The sequence below is a fragment of the Pedococcus bigeumensis genome (genome assembly GCF_006438965.1).
Classification (GTDB): domain Bacteria; phylum Actinomycetota; class Actinomycetes; order Actinomycetales; family Dermatophilaceae; genus Pedococcus; species Pedococcus bigeumensis_A.
On sequence record NZ_RCZM01000002.1, the window covers coordinates 92,630 to 111,993 of the forward strand.

At 71.0% G+C, this 19,364-nt stretch carries 13 protein-coding genes; 8 read left to right on the top strand and 5 right to left on the bottom strand.

The window, feature by feature from the left end; translation table 11 throughout:
* Window positions 1–28: 28 nt before the first annotated feature.
* Window positions 29–1,264: an MFS transporter gene (locus EAH86_RS05360; RefSeq protein ID WP_241668216.1), complete on the bottom strand. Its 1,236-nt coding sequence runs from the start codon at window positions 1,262–1,264 to the stop codon at window positions 29–31.
* Between the two features lie 92 nt (window positions 1,265–1,356).
* On the opposite strand from EAH86_RS05360, the gene uvrB reads away from it, so the two are divergent.
* A complete protein-coding gene (gene uvrB / locus EAH86_RS05365) occupies window positions 1,357–3,465 on the top strand; it encodes an excinuclease ABC subunit UvrB (protein WP_140737628.1) in 2,109 nt (702 codons plus the stop codon).
* A gap of 200 nt (window positions 3,466–3,665) precedes the next feature.
* Window positions 3,666–7,604, top strand: a complete 3,939-nt coding sequence (locus tag EAH86_RS05370) for an AAA family ATPase (RefSeq protein ID WP_140737629.1) — start codon at window positions 3,666–3,668, stop codon at window positions 7,602–7,604.
* Here the strand turns inward: EAH86_RS05370 and EAH86_RS05375 are convergent.
* Complete coding sequence (locus EAH86_RS05375; RefSeq protein WP_140737630.1) at window positions 7,595–8,542, bottom strand: hypothetical protein; 948 nt, start codon at window positions 8,540–8,542, stop codon at window positions 7,595–7,597. The genes EAH86_RS05370 and EAH86_RS05375 overlap by 10 nt on opposite strands.
* 145 nt (window positions 8,543–8,687) lie before the next feature.
* On the opposite strand from EAH86_RS05375, the gene EAH86_RS05380 reads away from it, so the two are divergent.
* The 3 genes from EAH86_RS05380 to EAH86_RS05390 all read left to right on the top strand — a co-directional run bounded on the left by EAH86_RS05380 (window position 8,688) and on the right by EAH86_RS05390 (window position 13,490).
* Window positions 8,688–11,828: an MDR family MFS transporter/patatin-like phospholipase family protein gene (locus EAH86_RS05380; protein WP_140737631.1), complete on the top strand. Its 3,141-nt coding sequence runs from the start codon at window positions 8,688–8,690 to the stop codon at window positions 11,826–11,828.
* Window positions 11,829–11,847: 19 nt separating this feature from the next.
* Entirely contained in the window at window positions 11,848–12,201 is a 354-nt protein-coding gene (locus EAH86_RS05385; RefSeq protein ID WP_194150744.1) for an MmcQ/YjbR family DNA-binding protein, read from the top strand.
* 284 nt (window positions 12,202–12,485) lie between these two features.
* Entirely contained in the window at window positions 12,486–13,490 is a 1,005-nt protein-coding gene (locus EAH86_RS05390; protein WP_140738853.1) for a TerC family protein, read from the top strand.
* Here the strand turns inward: EAH86_RS05390 and EAH86_RS05395 are convergent.
* Complete coding sequence (locus tag EAH86_RS05395) at window positions 13,479–14,351, bottom strand: EamA family transporter (protein ID WP_140737632.1); 873 nt, start codon at window positions 14,349–14,351, stop codon at window positions 13,479–13,481. The two genes, EAH86_RS05390 and EAH86_RS05395, sit on opposite strands and share 12 nt — an antisense overlap.
* A 422-nt stretch (window positions 14,352–14,773) precedes the next feature.
* Between EAH86_RS05395 and EAH86_RS05400 the strand changes: the two genes are divergently transcribed.
* From EAH86_RS05400 to EAH86_RS05410, 3 genes are all read left to right on the top strand, one after another.
* Window positions 14,774–15,328, top strand: a complete 555-nt coding sequence (locus EAH86_RS05400; RefSeq protein ID WP_140737633.1) for a sensor histidine kinase — start codon at window positions 14,774–14,776, stop codon at window positions 15,326–15,328.
* A complete protein-coding gene (locus EAH86_RS05405; RefSeq protein ID WP_140737634.1) occupies window positions 15,325–15,975 on the top strand; it encodes a response regulator in 651 nt (216 codons plus the stop codon). The genes EAH86_RS05400 and EAH86_RS05405 overlap by 4 nt, the downstream gene beginning before the upstream one ends.
* Window positions 15,976–16,144: 169 nt before the next feature.
* A complete protein-coding gene (locus EAH86_RS05410; RefSeq protein WP_140737635.1) occupies window positions 16,145–16,819 on the top strand; it encodes a response regulator in 675 nt (224 codons plus the stop codon).
* Here the strand turns inward: EAH86_RS05410 and EAH86_RS05415 are convergent.
* Both EAH86_RS05415 and EAH86_RS05420 read right to left on the bottom strand, forming a co-directional pair.
* Window positions 16,816–17,538 carry a maleylpyruvate isomerase family mycothiol-dependent enzyme gene (locus EAH86_RS05415; protein WP_140737636.1) on the bottom strand — a complete coding sequence of 241 codons (723 nt, stop codon included), beginning with the start codon at window positions 17,536–17,538 and terminating at the stop codon, window positions 16,816–16,818. The two genes, EAH86_RS05410 and EAH86_RS05415, sit on opposite strands and share 4 nt — an antisense overlap.
* Window positions 17,535–19,361 (bottom strand): glycoside hydrolase family 15 protein, encoded by a 1,827-nt coding sequence (locus EAH86_RS05420; protein ID WP_140737637.1) that lies wholly within the window; start codon window positions 19,359–19,361, stop codon window positions 17,535–17,537. The genes EAH86_RS05415 and EAH86_RS05420 overlap by 4 nt, the downstream gene beginning before the upstream one ends.
* Window positions 19,362–19,364 lie beyond the last annotated feature (3 nt).

Here is a 19,364-nt window from a genome sequence, read left to right on the forward strand (position 1 = left end):
GGCGCGGCGTCCCGTCGTGGACCAGTGGTCACCCGTCGCGGGGCGCCTGCTCGCTCCGCACAGGGACCAGGGGGAGAGCCACGAGGGCGAAGGCGGACGCGGAGGCGAACGTCACGGCATACCCCGTCCAGGTGACGAGGATGCCCGCGAGGGGAGGCACTGCTGCGGCGGTGAGGAACTGGCCGGTGTTCTGCAGGCCGAGGGCACGGCCCGACCAGAACGGGCCGGCGCGTTCGGCCACCGCCGTGAAGGCCAGCCCGTTGTCCGCGACGGTGACCGTCGAGGCCACCACGAGGAGCGCGACCGCGACGCCCCAGTCCTGCCCGGCCGCGAGGCCGAGCAGCGCCATCGAGACGACCACCGCGACCGCGACCCATCGCAACGGGCGCATCCGGCTGCCGACGCTGTCCGACAGCTGGCCGACGGCGATCCGGCCGAGCGCTCCGCACACCTGGGTGACCGCGACGAGCGTGCCTGCCGCCGCCGCGGACCAGCCGCGGTCGGAGACCAGCCAGACGAGCGAGTAGGTCCAGACGAGGAACTGCGGCACGACCAGCAGCATGGAGACGCCGTGGATCCGGGCGAGGGTGCGGTCGCCGGCATAGGGGTTCCGGGCCGTTTCCACCGAGCGGTGCGGACGTGGCGGGTCCTTCACGACCATGGCGACGGCGACGCACGCGAGCGTCGCCGCCACGGCCGGGACCGCCAGGGCGGCGCGTATGCCGTGCTGCTCGGCCAGTACGGCCATGGTCACCGCGGCGACGGCGACCCCGAGCGGTTGCGCCATCTGGCGGATCCCCATCGCCAGGCCGCGCCGTTCGGCCGGGAACCAGCCGACGACCACGCGCCCACTCGCGGCGTTGGCACTGGCGGCGGCCGCACCGGCGAGGAAGAGGAAGACGCCCCAGCAAAGTGGCCCGTCGGCCAGGGTGCTCGACGCGGCGGCGACAGCCGTGGCGGCCAGCCCGCCGACGAGGACCAGCCGCTCGCCGCGGCGGTCGACGACCACACCCCAGGCCACCAGGGTGAGCATCACGCCGACCATGGGAGCCGCGGCGACCAGGCCCGCGGTGGCGAGGGACAGGCCCTCGCGGGTGTGCAGGACCGGGATGAGGAACGCTGGACCGTGCATCGCCACGGCTGAGGCCATCTGCGCCAGGGTGCTGACCCCGAGCATGCCCCAGCGACGCGGCATACCCACGGCTTGACCGGGGGCTGTGCCGGCCCGGGCGGAGCCGGGGCTGGCGGTGGGCGGGGTGGTCACTCCACAGTCCTACGCCTCGGGCGTCGGAGGCTGCAGACCGTCTCACCGCATCCTGAGACGGCGCTGTCAGCGGGTCCGCCTACGCTGGACGCATGCGTCCCACGACAGACCTGCAACGCACGGTCGCCCCGTTCGAGGTCGTCTCCCCGTTCTCGCCCGCGGGGGACCAGCCCGCGGCCATCGCCGACCTCACCACCAGGATCCGTGCGGGGGAGAAGAACACCGTGCTGCTCGGCGCCACCGGCACCGGCAAGTCGGCCACCACGGCCTGGCTGATCGAGCAGGTCCAGCGACCGACCCTCGTGATGGCGCCCAACAAGACCCTGGCCGCCCAGCTGGCCAACGAGTTCCGCGAGCTGCTGCCCAACAACGCCGTCGAGTACTTCGTCTCGTACTACGACTACTACCAGCCTGAGGCCTACATCCCGCAGACGGACACCTACATCGAGAAGGACTCGTCGATCAACGACGAGGTCGAGCGGCTGCGGCACAGCGCGACCAACTCGCTGCTGACCCGTCGTGACGTCATCGTGGTCGCGTCGGTGTCCTGCATCTACGGCCTCGGCACCCCGCAGGAGTACGTCGACCGGATGGCCCGTCTGCGCGTCGGCCAGGAGGTCAACCGCGACGACCTGCTGCGCCGGTTCGTCCAGATGCAGTACACCCGCAACGACCTCGCCTTCACCCGCGGCACCTTCCGGGTCCGCGGCGACACCGTCGAGATCATCCCCGTCTACGAGGAGCTCGCGGTCCGGATCGAGTTCTTCGGCGACGAGATCGAGCGGATCTACACACTGCACCCGGTCAGCGGCGAGATCATGCGCGAGGAGCAGGAGATGTACGTCTTCCCGGCGACGCACTACGTCGCCGGCCCCGAGCGGATGGAGCGGGCGATCCGTGGGATCGAGCTCGAGCTGGCCGACCAGCTGGCGGCGTTCGAGAAGCAGGGCAAGCTGCTCGAGGCCCAGCGGCTGCGGATGCGCACCACCTATGACATCGAGATGATGCGCCAGGTCGGGTCGTGCTCGGGCATCGAGAACTACTCGATGCACATCGACGGCCGGGGCCGGGGGACCGCCCCCAACACGCTGCTCGACTACTTCCCAGAGGACTTCCTGCTCGTCATCGACGAGTCCCACGTGACGGTGCCCCAGATCGGCGCCATGTACGAAGGCGACATGTCGCGCAAGCGCCAGCTCGTCGACCACGGCTTCCGGCTCCCGTCGGCGATGGACAACCGACCGCTGCGGTGGGAGGAGTTCCTCGGCCGCATCGACCAGACCGTCTACCTGTCCGCCACCCCCGGCCCCTACGAGCTCGCGCAGAGCGAGGGGATCGTCCAGCAGATCATCCGACCCACCGGGCTGGTCGACCCCGAGGTCATCCTCAAGCCCACCAAGGGCCAGATCGACGACCTGCTCCACGAGATCGGTGAGCGCACCAAGGTCAACGAGCGCGTCCTGGTGACCACCCTGACCAAGAAGATGGCCGAGGACCTCACCGACTACCTCCTCGACAAGGGGGTCCGGGTCCGCTACCTGCACAGCGAGGTCGACACCCTGCGGCGCGTGGAGCTGCTGCGCGAGCTGCGGATGGGGGAGTACGACGTGCTCGTCGGCATCAACCTGCTGCGCGAAGGCCTCGACCTGCCGGAGGTGTCGCTGGTCAGCATCCTCGACGCCGACAAGGAGGGGTTCCTGCGCTCCGCCCGGTCGCTCATCCAGACCATCGGCCGAGCGGCCCGCAACGTGTCCGGCCAGGTGCACATGTACGCCGACAAGATCACGCCGTCGATGCGCGAGGCCATCGACGAGACGCAGCGGCGCCGCGAGATCCAGATCGCCTACAACCTCGCGGCCGGCGTGGACCCCCAGCCGCTGCGCAAGAAGATCGCCGACATCACCGACCTGCTCAACCGCGAGGACGCCGACACCGAGGCCCTCATCGGCTCCGGGCGCAGCCAGTCGCGGGGCAAGGGCGGCGGACGAGGCGGGCGTGGCACCGTCCAGGCCGACGCAGGAGTGGCCACGGACCGGCTGCGCAACCTGCCCGCCAACGACCTGGCCAACCTCATCCAGGAGCTGTCCACCCAGATGCACCAGGCTGCGGGCGACCTGCACTTCGAGCTCGCTGCCCGACTGCGCGACGAGATCGGTGACCTCAAGAAGGAGCTGCGGCAAATGTCCGCTGCGACCCAGTAGGGGTCGTTTGGTGCCATCTGTGGCTCGTGGGGTGCAGCGCGCAGGGTGTCCGTCATTTGCGTGAGGACACGGCGGGTTGGGTGCTGAAAGCCTGAGGGTCGGAGGTGCCTATGGCTGGGCGGTCGACGCCGTGCTGGGGGACGTCGAGGCGGTGACAGCTGCTGAGATCGTCATGGCCCCCGCGTCCGGGCGGACTAGTGGTGGATGACCTCGACAGCCGACTCGCGCCCTACCTGCCTGCCCTGTTGCGGGGACCCGTGCCGGCCGATCCGGCCCCGGCGCAGTGGGTGTTTCCCGGGACCCTCGTGGTCCTCGACATCAGCGGCTTCACCCGGCTGACAGAGCGGCTGGCCGCTCGAGGACGCGCGGGCGCCGAGGAGCTCAGCGACGTCCTGGACGACGTGTTCGGCCCGTTGGTCGAAGCGGGCCTCGCCGAGGGGTGCGACCTGCTCAAGTGGGGCGGGGACGCGGTGCTGCTGCTGGCCACTGGCCCGGACTCGGCGCTGCGGGCGACCCGTGCCGCCGCACTCATGCGCACCGTGCTGTCCAGGGTCGGCCACCTGCGCACGTCGGTGGGGGCGGTGGTGCTCCGTGCCTCGACCGGGGTGGCGACCGGGGAGGTGCACCTCGTGCTGGCCGGAGACCCGAGCGCCCACCGAGAGCTCATGGTGCTGGGGCCGGTGGCCAGCCGGGTGACCGCGATCGAGGCGGCGGCCGCTGCCGGCCAGGTGCTGGTCGACGCGGCGACGGCCGCTCGGTTGCCCGAGCAGTTCGTGGGCGACGCGACGGGTCCGGGCTTCCTGCTGCGGGGGCTCCCGCCGGTGCCGCGGACCGGTCCCGTGGCCCCCCTCGGGCCCGCGCTCGGGCCTGGTGACCTGACCCACACCCTGATCGCCACCCTGACCGCAGCCTCTTCCGGACCGGCGGGCGGGCCGACCACCGACAGGTCACAGCTGGTCCCGAGCCAGCTGCGCACCCACGTGGCGCACGGCAGCCATGAACCCGAGCACCGGGTGGCGGCAGCGGCATTCATCCGCTTCTCCGGGACGGATGGCCTCCTGGAGGAGGAGGGCCCAGCTGCCCTCACCACTGCCGTCGACGAGCTCGTGCGCACCATCCAGGAGGCGACGACCAAGCACGGTGTGTCGTTCCACGAGACCGACATCGACGTCGACGGCGGCAAGGTGATGCTGGTGGCCGGTGCCCCCCAGAGCACGGGTGACGACGTCGACCACCTCCTGGCAGCCGTGCGGCTCGTGGTCGACCGACCCGGGCGGCTGCCGGTGCGGGTCGGGGTCGCGCAAGGACGGGTCTTCACCGGGGACCTCGGCCCCGTCGGGCGTCGCACCTACTCGGTGAAAGGCGGCGCGGTGAACCTCGCCGCGCGCCTCGCGGCACGGGCGGCGCCGGCCAGCATCAGCGTGCCGGTCGAGCTGCTCGAGCACAGCCGCACCCGCTGGGAGGCGGACTCCGCAGTCTCGCTGCGGCTCAAGGGGCTGGCCGAACCCGTGCGCAGCGTCACCCTCGGTCGGGCGACCTCGAGCCCGCTCGAGCAGGCGGACACGGCGATGGTCGGGCGCGAGATCGAGCTCGGTCAGGTCATGAGCGCGCTCGACCGGCTCGGCAACGGAACCGGTGGCGTCGTCACGGTCATCGGCGAACCGGGCATGGGCAAGACCCGCCTCGTCGCCGAGGTCGTCGCCGGCGCCGAGGACTTCCGGGTGCTCACCGCGGACTGCGGACACAGCGGCGCCAGCGCGCCCTACGCGACCGTGCGACTCCTGCTTGCCGCAGCCCTCGGCCTGTCGGCCCAGGTCGATCCGCAGGACGGACTCCGGAGGGCAGCCACCCTGGTCGGGGCCAGCGAGCCGCACCTCGTCGCCCAGCTGCCCCTGCTCGGCCTGGTGTTCGACGTGCCACTCGACCCAGCCGATGCCAGGTCGTCCACCAACCGCGGCGAGCAGCCACCCGCCGGCAATCACGCACCCGGCACGGAGCTGGGGGAGGAGTTCCGCTCCGACGCGCTGCACCGCTTGGTGGTGGGCGTAATGGCAGCCGCCCTCCGGAGCCCGACGTTGCTGGTGGTCGAGGACGCGCACCTGATGGACGGAGACAGCGCGCGAGTGCTGGAGCAGGTGGCCGGCCGGTGCGACGACCTGCCCTGGCTGCTCCTCACGACGCGCAGGGCGCTCGAGGACGATGTCCCACCGGGCGGCGTGGTCATCGAGCTGGGACCGTTGGGTGCCAACGCAAGCGAGCTGATGACCGAGCTCGTCGACCCCGATCACCCGCTGCCGCCGTCAGCAGCCCAGGCGCTTGTCGCGCGCGCGGGGGGTCACCCGCTGTTCCTCCGCGAGCTCGTTCTCGCGGCCTCCCGCGGCGAGCGGATCGACGACCTCCCCTTGTCCGTCGAGGAGCTCGTGGCGGTGCAGATCGACTCGCTGGCGCCCCGCCAGAGGTCGTTGCTCCGGCGCGCAGCGGTGCTGGGGAACTCGTTCACGCTCGCGCTCCTGGCGGAGGTGGTGGGAGACCGCCCAGTCGGGCCGACGCTGCGCGACGACGTCGCAGCACTAGCGGCGTTCCTCGAGCCGGCCGGGTCCCGACGCTGGCAGTTCCGGCATGCAGTCCACCGCGAGACGGCGTATGCCGGCCTGCCGATGAGGGTGCGAACTCACCTGCACGCCACGGTGGGGGAGGTGCTGGGCCGTTCGGCGCGCACCCGGGCTCGGCGCCCAGAGGTCCTGGCGCACCACTTCTTCGCCGCGGGGCGATATGCCGACGCGTGGCAGTGTGCCCGGCTGGCCGGCGTCAAGGCGCTGGCGGCGGCTGCTCCCGAGGCGGCGGCGCACGCCTACGCCCAGGCGGCTGAGGCCGCCCTTCGGTCGGGGTCGGTGTCGACCGCGGAGCGGGCAGCCGACCTCGAGTCCTGGGGCGACGCGCTGTTCCTCTGTGGACGCTCCGGCGACGCCGACCGGGCCTATGCCCAGGCCAGACGGCTCTGGGTCGGCGTGCCCGTCAGGTCCGCAGCCCTCGCGCTCAAAGCGGCCAAGGTCGCCCAGCGCCAAGGCCGCCACCCGGTGGCGCTGCGCCGAACCGCGACCGGGCTCCGCATCCTGGACGGCGCAGGCGGGGCCGACGCGTTGGCGGCCAGGGCTCGGCTGCTCTCCCGCAGGAGCGTGGTCCTGATGAGCCAAGGACGCTACGTGGACGCGGCGCGCTGCGCGCACGACGCCGTCGAGGTCGCCGAGCTGGCCGAGCAGGACGATGCACTCGCGCAGGCGCACCTCGTGCTGCACGGGGTGGAGGTCTTCACGGGCTCCAGCTCGGGCGTGGACCACGGCGAGACGGCTCTCCGTCTCTACTCGTCACTCGGTGACCTGAGTGGCCAGGCGCACGCCCACAACAACATCGCGATGCGGCTGCTGCTCCAGGGCCGATGGACCGAGGCGCTGGAGGGGTTCCAGCGTGCTGCGACCAGCTTCGAGAAGGTGGGCGATGCCGCCAACGCCGCCAACGCCGCATACAACAGCGCGGACCTGTTGAACCGGCAGGGCCGACCGCAGGCGGCGCTCGACGTCCTCGCCCGGGTGCTGCGGATCGCCAAGGCGGTCGACGACGAGGAGCTGCGCGCCCTGGTGCTGCGCGAACAGGGGCGCGCCCAGCACCGGGCGGGACGCCCCGAGGAGGGCGGTCAGCTCCTCGATGCGGCGCGCGCCCTGTTCCATGCGCTGCACGAGCCCCACGAGGTCTGCGAGACGGACATCGCCATCGCCGAGGGGCACCTGCTTGCCGGCCGGTCCACCGAGGCGCTCGAGGCCTCTCAGCGGGCCATCGCGACGATCACGCGGCTGCGTGCGGCGACGTTGCTGCCGTCGGCGCTCCGCGTCCGGGCGAGCGCCCAGGCCGTCCTGGGGGACCTGCCCGGCGCGTGGGCCTCGCTGCGCCAAGGACTCGCCGCGAGTGCGGCGCCTGACCTCGCCCACGAGCGGGGGTTCCTCCTGGCCGTCCAGGCGCGTCTCGAGTTGATCGACTCATCCGGCCATGAGGCATCCGCTGCCCACGAGGCGTCCGCGGCCCTCGACCGGTTGGGTGCGCTCAGGCCGCCCCTACCGTGGGTGGCAAGCGACGGTCACGGGTAGCTGCCCCGGATGTCGTAGGTGAACAGGATGACGCTGTAGACGTCACCCGCGTTGTCCCGGGTGGACTGCACGGTGTCACGGCAGGCGGTCTGTCCTGTGCCCAGCACTCCCTTGGACGGGCAGTCGGGCACCTGGGCGAAGGCTCCGGTGTTCGTCAGGTCGACGACGATCGGGAAGGAGCTGACGCCACCCTGGCCACACAAGGTCTTGTCGCAAGCCAGGATGAAGGTTGCGGGGGCACTCGGGGTGTAGAGCGGGACCCCGTTGGCATCCTTGAGCGAGACCTCGGCGGTCACCAGCCGAGCGGTGGTGCCGGACTTCGTGCGGCAGGTCAGGATCGTGTCGCACGAGCCGACCGACATCAGCACCGTGCCGTTGCCCCCGTTGGGCAGCTGGAGGAAGCCACAAACTGGCGACGTGGGCGAAGGGGCCGGACACCCAGGGTCGGTCACGTTCAGGCTGCTGTGGGGGTTCGCCTGGGTCCGCACGGCGCTCGCCGCCACATTGATCGTCGTGGTCGTGCCGCTCAGGGCGGTCCCGGAGACGGTGGCCAAGCCCAGCGTGATGCCGTTCCCCAGGGGGGCGTACGTCGCGCCACTCACGGTCCCCTGGCTGGTGCGCTTGGCGATGGTGCCCTCGAGCACGCCGCCGAGGGTGCCGGACCCGGTCACCAGGCTGAGTCGCACCTTGGTGTCCTGGGGGAGCACGAGTGGGACCCCCAGGGGGTCCCTGGCCTCGACCACGACATCGAACGGGCGCCCAGCCACGGCACCGACGAACCCGGTGCCCTGGTCGCCGACGGAGATCACCGCGAGTGACCCCTTCACGGACCCAGCCATTGACGCCGACGGCGACACCACGAGGAGCGCCGCCGCCCAGAGCAGGGCCACCACGGCCAGGACCGAGAGGGGGTGTCGGCGCGACGGGCGAACGGACATTGGGGGACCTCGGATCGCGGGAACGGGTGGGTCCTCCATCGTGGACCGCCACGTCGGGGCCGCTGTACCTCAGTTGTCCTAGCCCGTTTGTGGCGAGCGCGTCCTCTCGTCTCGCTCCTACGCTCGGTCCGGGAGGCGGTGATCCGTGGCGACCGTCACTGGAGCGGGGCCTGCGGGCGCCACGAGGGATGCACGTGTCGGGAGTGGGACGGTGCTGGCCGTCGCCTCCATCGGTGCCTTCCTCGCGTTCCTGGACGCGACCGTCGTCAACGTCGCGTTCCCGAGCATCCGGGCCTCGTTCGGGGGCGCCAGCATCGGCGAGCTGTCGTGGGTGCTCAACGCCTACAACATCGTCCTGGCTGCCACCCTCATCCTGTTCGGGCGGATGGCCGACCTGGTCGGCCGGCGCCGGCTGTTCGCCCTCGGAGTGGCCCTGTTCACCCTCTCCTCGCTGCTGTGCGCCGCCGCCGGCTCGGTCTGGTGGCTGGTGGCCGCCCGCTCGGTCCAGGCGCTCGGCGCCGCGATGCTCATCCCCGCCTCGCTCGCCCTGGTGATCCAGGCCTTCCCGCTGGAGCGTCGGGTCCACGCGGTGGGTCTGTGGGGCGCTACCGCCGCAGCTGCCGCCGGACTGGGCCCACCGATCGGTGGGGCGCTGGTCAAGTGGGGTGACTGGCGGTGGGCGTTCCTCGTGAACCTGCCGGTGGGGGCCGCCGCGTTGGTGGCCTCGCGCCGCTGGCTCGTGGAGAGCAGGTCGCCGGGCAGGCGCCGGCTGCCCGACCTGCGCGGCGCGCTCCTCCTCGCGCTCGCCATGGGCTTGCTCACCACCGCGATCGTGACCGGCAACGACTGGGGCTGGACGAGCGCTGAGGTGCTGCTGTGCGCCGGCGGGTCGGTGGCGGCGGCCGTGGGATTCGTCCAGAGCTCGAGGGTGCACCCGAGCCCGCTGGTCGACCGGGCGTTGATGGCGTCTCGCGGGTTCGTCGTCGCCAACGCCGCCTCAGCCGTGGCCGGCTTGGGGTTCTACGCCTACCTACTGACGAATGTCCTTTGGTTGCAGTACATCTGGCACTATGACGTGTTCAGGACAGGCTTGGCCCTCGTGCCGGGCGCCGTCGTCGCCGCAGTGTCGGCGGCGGTGCTCGGTCCGCTCGCCGAGCGGCGCGGTCACCTCGTGGTCGTCGTGCCGGGCGCGCTCGTGTGGGCCAGCGCCTATCTCTGGTATGCCGTCGCGGTCGACCCGTCGCCGAGCTTCCTCGGTCACTGGTTGCCCGGCCAGGTGCTCAGCGGTCTGGGGGTGGGTGCCACCCTCCCGATCCTCGGTAGCGCAGCCCTGTCCGCAGTGCCGGGCGGCCGTTACGCGGTCGCCTCGGCGGTCAACTCCAGCGTCCGCCAGATCGGTGGTGTCCTCGGGATCTCGTTCCTCGTGGTCCTCATCGGGACACCGGCCCCAGCTGGTGCCGCGGACGCGTTCCGCAGGGGCTGGGTCTTCAGCGCTGCGTGTTTCGTCCTCTGTGCGGGGGTCGCTCTTCTGGCCGCCGGGTCGAGGGACGCTGCCGAGCAGGTCGACGAGGGGTCCGGCGAGGCCAGCGCCGCCCTGCTGTCGGTACCGGAGATGGTCACGGCCGCCGCAGTCGCGGTCTCGCGCTCCCTCATGCACGAGCTCGGGCCGGAGGGCCGCGAACGGGTCGAGCGGTCGGGAGAGCGGGTGCACCTCCACGCGGGGGAGACCCTCTTCGAAGCAGGTGACCCTGCCGGCGCGGCGTTCTCGGTGCTGAGTGGACGAGTGGACGTGCTCACCTCGGACGGTCGGGTGCGGTCCCTGGGAGCCGGGGACGTCATCGGGGAGCTGGCGATGCTCACCGGTGGGGTGCGCAGCGCGACGGTGCGAGCCCACCGCGACACGATGCTTTTGCGCATCGCGCCGGAAGCCCTCGACCAGGCGCTCGACGAGCACCCCGCCATCGCTCGCTCTCTCGTCCGCGTGCTTGCCTCCCAGCTGGCCAGCCCCGCAGTGCGTGAACGCCAGCGTCCCCCGGTCATCGTCACGGTGGTGGGTCTGCACCCGGGCGCTCCCGTGGCCGCGGTGACCGATGCGCTGAGGGCCGGACTGGCTCGGTGGCTCAGGGTCGCGGTCTCCGGTGACGTCGACGCGGCCGGGTTGGAGCGTCTGGAGAAGACCCACGACCGGGTGCTGCTGACTGTGCCCCTTGAGGCTGACCACGCCGTGGGGGCGGACGCGCAGGCCTGGTCCGCCGCGGCGATCCGCCAGGCTGACGTCGTGGTGGCCGTGGCCGCCGGCGGACAGCAGCCTGGCAGCTCGACCCTCGCGCTGGCACCGGGCGCGGACGTCGTCCTGGTCGGGGGGAACCCCTCGACGGACCAGGTGGTCGCGTGGTCCCAGCTGTTGGACGCCTGGCAGGTGACCACGGTCGACGCACCCACCACGAGCGCGCTGCGCCCCTTGGTCGCGAGGCTGGCAGGCAGGTCGCTGGGTCTGGTGCTCGCCGGGGGTGGGGCCCGCGCCTTCGCCCACCTGGGGGTGCTGGCCGCACTGGAGGAAGCGGCCATCCCGGTCGACCGGGTCGCCGGTTGCAGTGTCGGCGGCGTGGTTGCAGCTCTGCATGCGGCGGGCATGCCGGCGCTCGAAGCCCGCGAGCAGATCTACGCGGAGTTCGTGCGCGGTCGTCCGTTCTCCGACTACACCGTTCCGCGAGCTGCCCTCGCCAAGGGGCAACGCCGTCGCCGGGCCATGACCCGGGTCTTCGGTGACACCATGATGGAGTCGCTGCCGCACCAGTTCCGTTGTGTGAGCACGGATCTCCTTGCCCGAGAGGTGGTGGTGCATCGCCGGGGGCCACTGGTCCCGGCTCTCATGGCGACGACTTCTCTCCCGGGCCTGTTCCCTCCCGTCAAGGTGGATGGCCGGCTCCTCGTCGACGGCGGCGTACTCAACAACCTTCCCGTCGACGCGCTCACCGAGCGACCCGAGGGTCCGCTGGTAGCCGTGAACATCTCCATGGGTGGCTCGGGACCTGCGCGGCCGACCGCAGGCGGGCCGCCCCGGCCGCTGCGTACTCCCGCGCTGGGCGAGACCCTCCTGCGGACCATGCTGATCGGCAGCGGCGGCGCCGTGGAGTCCGCTCAGGCGGCCGGCGCCATCGTGGTGACGCCCGCTGCCATGGGTGTCGGCCTGTTGGAGTTCCACCAGCTCGACACGCTCGTGGAGGCCGGGCTCGTGGCAGGCCGTCGGCTGGTGGCGGAGTCGGGACTCACCTCGCTGTTGTGACCACGGCTATCGTCGGGGCGTGACCGCGCTCGACGCCGACGCCCTGCGTGACTACTGCCTGGCCAAGCCGGGGGCGTGGGCCGACCAGCCCTGGGAGGGCGACTTCGTCGCCAAGGTGGGGGACAAGATCTTCGCCTTCATGGGCAGCGAGTCGGTCGGCCTGAAGTGCGGCGCGAACCGGGCCGAGGCCGACGAGTGGGTCCTGCAGTACCGGGACGACGCCTCGGTGATGGCCTACATCGGGCGGTCCGGCTGGAACACCCTCCGGCTGGGCGGGGCGATCCCGGACGACGAGATCCGGGAGGCGGTCGACGTGTCCTACGAGACCATCGTGGCCAAGCTGCCCAAGTCGCGACGGCCGCCGCACGACTGAGCACCGCGGGACGCAGCGTCACGGGACTGAGACAATCAGGGCTCGAGTTGGGTCTGAGGGGTGGAGTCTGGGAGACTGGACCCGATCATCGGAGGGGAGTATCCCCACGCGGTGTCCTCGTCATCACGGTCGCTCGTCGCAGGGCTCACCAGCCACGCGGCATACCGACCCGGGGAGCCGGTCCGCACCTGTCTGGGGCGGGAGAGACCTCCGGCCACCTCGTTGTGACCGGAAGGTTCCCTGTGACCGCGTTCGACGCCCTCACCGCCACCACTGCCACCCAGATGCAGGTCCCGACCTGGGTCTGGTACCTCACCGTCGGCCTGATGGCCGCCGTCCTGCTCTTCGACGTCTTCATCATCGCCCGGCGCCCGCACGTGCCGTCGACCAAAGAGGTCAGCATCTCGCTGGCCGGCTACATCGGCGCGGCCGTCGTCTTCGGGCTCGGCGTCTGGTACTTCACGCACGACCAGGCCGGCGCCAAGTTCATGACCGAGTACTACGCAGGCTGGCTGACCGAGTACTCGCTGTCGGTCGACAACCTGTTCATCTTCCTGCTGATCATGGCCAGGTTCGGTGTGCCGGAGAAGCTCCAGCAGTCGGCGCTGCTGATCGGCATCATCATCGCGATCATCCTGCGTGGCATCTTCATCGCCGTGGGCGCAGCGGCGATCAACGAGTTCTCGTGGGTCTTCTACATCTTCGGCGCCTTCCTCATCTACACCGCAGTCAAGCTCGGCAAGGAGGGTGAGAGCGACGACGACGAGTACGAGGAGAACCGGTTCATGAAGTTCGTGGAGCGACGGTTCCCGGCGACCGACCAGTACGACGGCGCCAAGCTCTTCACGCACGTCAACGGCAAGAAGCTCGCGACGCCGATGTTCATCGTCATCATGGCGCTCGGGACCACCGACCTGCTCTTCGCGCTCGACTCGATCCCGGCGATCTACGGCCTCACCAAGGAGCCCTACCTGGTGCTCACGGCCAACCTGTTCGCCCTGATGGGCCTGCGGCAGCTGTACTTCCTCATCGGCGGGCTGCTCAAGAAGCTCGTCTACCTGAGCCTGGGGCTCGCCGTCCTGCTGGCCTTCATCGGCGTCAAGCTGGTGCTGCACGCCCTGCACGAGAACACGCTCCCGTTCATCAACGGTGGGGAGAACGTCCACTCGGCTCCCGACATCCCGATCTCGGTCTCGCTGGGCGCGATCGTCGTGATCCTCGGTGTCACGACCGTGGCCAGCCTGTGGAAGTCCCGCAAGGACGAGCGCGAGCGGCTCTCAGCCTCCTGACGCTGCCGGATCCTTGCGCTGGCCGGCGCCCATCACCAGGGCGCTGGCCAGCACCACCAGGGCCATGCCGAGCAGCTGCACCCGGCCCAGCCGCTGGCCGAGCACGAGCAGGCCCGCCAGCGCGGCAGCAGCGGGTTCGAGGCTGAGCAGGATGCCGAACACCCTCGCCTTCAGGTGCCGCAGCGCCGCCAGCTCGAGCGAGTAGGGCAGCACCGAGGACAGCACCGCGATGCCCAGACCTTTGGCGACTGACTCACCGGACCAGGACGGGATGCTGGTGATGCCAAGGGGAAGCGTGACGACGAGCGCGACGGCCATGGCCAGCGCCAACCCCTCGAGCTTCGGGAACTCACGCCCTGCCCGCCCGCTGGCGATGATGTATGCCGCCCAGCAGGCTCCCGCGAGCGCGGCCAGTCCCAGCCCGGTCCACTCGATGTTCGCGAACGGTGTGTCGAGGGCCTCCGAGATGAGCACCACTCCGACGGCCGCTGCCGCCACGGCGGCGAGGTCGCGCAGCCGTCGGGAGAGGGCCGTCGCCAGGGCCAGCGGCCCGAGGAACTCGACCGTCACCGCCACGCCGATGGGCAGGTGGGCGAGGGAGGCGTAGAAGGCGAGGTTCATCAAGCCCAGGGCGCAGCCGAACCCCAGCACCGTCAACCAGGCGGTGCGGCCGTGACCGCGGACCCGCGGTCGGGCGATCGCCCAGAGGATGGCCGTCGCGAACACCAGCCGGAGGGTGACCGAGCCACCCGCGCCGATCTGCGGGACCAGGGTGGCCGCGAGAGCGCCGCCGAACTGCACCGAGACGATCGCGGTGAGGACGAGGAGCAGCGGCTGAGCCGGGGTCCGCGTCGCCACCATGGTTGGCGACTCTAGTGAGGCCGCCCGTGGAGGTCGCCGTCAACGACTCGGTGTCGTCAAACGTATGCGTTGTTGCTCCCCGGCCAGATACAAGTCGTCCAAATGGTGAGAAGGTCCACCGGCCTGTTTTCACTTAGACCGTTCACATTCACTGGGCGGTCGCAGGACACGCAACGCACTGCATTGTCAGAGCACGCAACCGGCACGTATTCGTGAGGTCACCTAGTCCCTAATGACTATTGCTGCCCGTCTTTTTGAACTCATACCTTTGACGAGTCGCGGAACCACAGGGAGTCCTCACAGGGGGTGCTGGGCTTCGGTCTGCGGGGTTGTGAGGGACATACATGGCTGCTTTGTTCGAGGACCATCAGCGCCCAGTCGCTGGTGGAGAGATAGACACCGTTCGCGCTCTGCTGCATGACTTGCGGCAGCCGCTGGCGGCGATCCTCCTGCTGGCTGGGACCGAAGGCGGAGACGTCGGTCGCAAGATGGACGGTATCGCTGGACAGGCCCGCTGGCTCGCCGAGCTGGTGGAGACCAGTCTCAGCGAGGCCGCTGCCGACGAGGTGACGACCACCGACGTGGTGGCCGTCGCCACCCGGGCGGTCACGCGGGCCCAGGCCACGGCGAACTGCGAGATCACCATCGACTCGGTGGAAGCGCTGGAGGCGTGGGCACGACCGGTGGCGTTGAGCCGGGCTCTGGCCTGCGTGCTCGACAACGCCGTCCGCGCCGCCGGTGACGGTGGACACGTGCGGGTCGACGCCTATGCCGACCGCGAGGGCGCGCACCTCACGGTCACCGATGACGGACCAGGACTCGGGAAGGTCACCGCGCGCACGTCGCTGGGGCTGACCACCACGCGGGCGATGGTTGCTGCCTGCCACGGGTCCTTCGCGCTGCACGCCGCTGACGGTGGCGGCACCGTGGGAGACATCTGCCTCGCCCAGGCCCAGCTGGGCCTGGTGGCGTCATGAGGATCGTCGTCTGCGACGACCACCTGCTGCTGCTCGAGGCCCTTGGCTTGGCGCTCGGTGCCCGTGGGCACGAGGTCGTCGCCCTGGCCGGCACGCCGGAGGAGGCCGTCAGCGCGGTGGCGATGCACCGGCCCGACGTCTGCCTGCTCGACGTGAACTTCCCGGGCGGGACCTCGGTCTCCGCGATCCACGAGATCCGCGAGATCTCCCCGGAGACCAAGGTCGTGATGCTCTCCGCGGAGGCCGACCACTCCATCGTGGGACGGGCGATCGCCGAGGGTGCGTCGGGCTACGTCGGCAAGGAGAAGCCGATCGTGGAGATCGTCGAGATGCTGGACCGCGCGGTGCGTGGCCAGCTCGCGGTCGAGCCGTCGCTGCTCCAGCGGGCACTGCGTCCGCAGAAGTCGACTGACGACCCGCTGTGGGCGCTGCAGTTCCTCACCGACCGCGAGTGGCAGGTCATGCGCTGCATCATGGATGGCCAGACCACCGAGGAGATGGCTACCTCGCTCGGGGTGCAGCGGAGCACGGCACGGACCCACGTCCAGAACCTGCTCACCAAGCTCGGGGTCCACTCCAGGCTCCAGGCCGCCGCCCTGATGTCGGCACACGGTTCGCACGAGTCCTGGCCGGCCCACCTGCGCTGAGGCGCTCGGACCACCTCCCCGTCCGGCAGCAGCCGGGCGGGGAGTTCCTCCGGCACGAGGTGGGGAGCGTGGTCGGACCGAACGGACTAGTCCCGTCACCCTTTTGACGTAGCACCTTCTCCGGCACGGACCGGTTCTGCCCGCTGAGCCGGTACGCCACCCTGAGGCCATGGCAGCCCCCGTGCGTGTACTGCTCGTGGATGACCACGAGGTCTTCGTGGACGCCCTGGCTCTCTGTCTGGGGGACTACCCGGACATCCAGGTGCAGGGTGCCGCCACCGGCGTCGCCCAGGCGTTGCGACGCCTCCAGGAGGTGGAGTGCGACGTCGTCGTCCTCGACCTCGCCCTGGCCGGTGAGGACGGGCTCACGGTGGCCCGGGAGGCGCTTGCCGTCGACCCGACCCTCGGCATCGTCATCGCCACGGGCGCGGAGGCCGGGGACCAGATCGTCGAGGCCGTCCAGCTCGGGGTCCGCGGCTGGGTCGCCAAGACCGAGACCGCCGACGCGCTCGTCGACGCCATCCGTGGTGTCGCGCGTGGGGAGACGCGGATCCCGGCCGACCTGCTGGCCGGGGTCCTGGTGTCCCTGTCGCGCGGTCAGCACACCACCGTGGAGCACGTCCAGGGGATCCGTGAGCTGACCGGTCGCGAGCTCGAGGTGCTCGGCTGCCTGGTCGAGGGCATGAGCCGCACCGAGATCGGGACCCTGTTGCACGTGTCGCCCAACACTGTGCGAACCCACGTCCAGAGCATCCTGCACAAGCTCAAGGTGCACTCTGCCCTCGCCGCCGTCGCCATCGCGCGGCGAGCCGGCGTGACGGGCGCCTCGCTCCCGATGGTCTAGGCGCCGCGCGGCAGCTCCGGCAGGCCGCCTTCCGCGGACACGCCCGTGTCGATGCGCCTGGCCAGCCAGAGCAGCATCGCGGCACGCGAGCCATGGACGGGCGCGGCGGTGGCGCCGACCTGCCAACGGTCGCCCTCGTCGGTCTGCAGGTCGAGGTCCGGCGGGTGGCTGCCCAGCCGCAGCCGCGACACCGCATCGTCGATGAACCGGTGCACCAGCTCGGTCTCGACGTCGGCGAAGGTGAACCCGTCGTCGAGGTCGACGTGGTGGTAGACGAGCTCGCGCAGCCGCAGGAAGGGCAGCACTTGGGGCGGGACCTTCATGCCGCCGCGCATCTCCACCTCGTCGACGGCCAACGTCCCGGTGAGCTCGGCCAGTCGTGGGCCGAGCGCCGCGGCGGTGTCGGTGAGGTCGTCGACGAAGATGCCCGCAGGGCGCTGGTCGTCGGCCGATGCCGGTCCGACCCGCAGGGCGCCCGCCTCGATCTCCGCATCACGAGCCGCCGCTCCTCCCGGGTACATCTCGCGAGGCTCGCCGACGAGGGCCCACTCGGCCAGGCGCTGGATCGCCTCGGCGTTGCGGGCGACGTGGCTGAGCACGTGGGCGCGGCTCCAGCCCTCGCAGAGCGAGGGTGCCCGCACGTCGCCCAGGCGGGTGGCGTGGTCGAGAAGCAGCTCGGTATGCCGCGTCACGGCTGCGAGGTCGGCGTCGAGGTTCATGGTTGCTGCCTTCCTGCGTCCGCCGCGCCCAGGGCCTCTGCCTGGGCGAGCGCGTGCGCGGCTCCGATGAAGGTGAGGTGGGAGAAGGCCTGCGGGAAGTTGCCGACCATCCGTTTCTCGTGGGGGTCGTACTCCTCTGAGATCAGGCCCACGTCGTTGAACAGTGCGACCAGGCGGTCCATCAGGTCGCGCGCCTTGTCGACCTGGCCGCACACGGCATACGCGCTCACCAACCACCACGAGCAGGCCAGGAACGGGTGCTCGTCGCCCGCGAGGCCGTCCACACCGGTCTCGGTGCGGTAGCGCAGCAGGAAGCCCTCGCGCATGAGGTCCTGCTCGATGGCCGCCACTGTTCCGAGGACCCTCGGGTCGTCCGGCGGCAGGAAACCCACGAGGGGGATGAGCAGCAGCGAGGCGTCGACCTCGGCCGTGTCGTAGTGCTGGGTGAAGGTGTTGCGCTCGGCGTTGAAGCCCTTGTCGAGGATCTCGTCGCGCACCTGGTCACGCAGCTCGCGCCAGTGCTCGACAGGACCGTCGAGACCCCACTTCTCGACACCGCGGACGGCACGGTCGAACGCCGCCCACACCATGACCCGCGAGTGGGTGAAGTGGCGCAGCGGGCCACGGATCTCCCACAGGCCGTTGTCCGGTTCCTGCCAGTGGCGGGCGAGGTTCTGGATGAGGGCGCGCTGCATGGCCCACGACTGCGTCGAGACCTCCAGGCCGGCTGCCCGTGCCTCGTCGAGCGCGATCATCACCTCGCCGAGGACGTCGGACTGGCGCTGGTCCACGGCGCCGTTGCCGATCCGCACCGGCGTCGACCCGGCATACCCGGGCAGGTGGTCGAGGGTGCGCTCGGGGAGCCGACGTGACCCGTCGATCGCGTACATGATCTGCAGGTCCTCGGGGTCGCCGGCCACGGCGCGCAGCAGCCAGTTGCGCCACAGCCGGGCCTCGTCGACGTAGCCCGACGCCAGCAACGCCTCGAGGGTCAGGGAGGCGTCCCGCAGCCAGCAGTAGCGGTAGTCCCAGTTGCGCTCGCCGCCGAAGTCCTCGGGCAGGCTGGTCGTGGGCGCCGCAACGATCCCGCCGTAGCGGGAGTGGGTCATGCCCCGCAGGGTCAGCAGCGACCGGACGACCAGCTCGCGGTGGGGGCCCTGGTAGTCGCACCGATCCGCCCATTCGTTGGACACCCTTATCGTCTCCGCGATGCGGGAGTCGATGTCCAGTGGCGGTGGGACCTGCTCGAAGGACGGGAACCACGTGGTCGAGAAGGTGTGCGTCTGGCCCGCTGCGACCTCGAACTCGTCCTCGTGGCGGCCGTCGCGGGCATGAGGGAGCCGGGTGCCGCGCAGCACGAGCATGTCGGGACCGGCGACCGCCGTGATGACGTCCTCGTCGAGCCGGTGGCCGATGCCGTGCGACACCCACGGGCGGACCTTGCCGTAGTCGAACCGGACGATCCACTCGTGCCGCATCGTGACGCTGCCGTGCAGACCCTCGACGCTGCGGACGATGTCGGCCCGCCCGTCACCCAGGGGCATCAGGTCGAGCACCTTCACCGCGCCGGCGTCGGTTTCGTGGATGGTCTCCAGCACGAACGAGTTCTCGACGTAGCGACGGGTGCTGCGGGCCGCCCCCTTGGGACCGAGCAGCCACCGGCCGTGCTCGGGGGTGCCGAGCAGTGCGGCGAAGCAGGCGGTCGAGTCGAACCGCGGCAGGCAGAGCCAGTCGATCGACCCGGCCCGGCTCACGAGGGCGGCGGTCTCGGTGTCGCCGAGGACGGCGTACTCCTCGATGGGAGTGGATACGTGCGGGGCCATGCG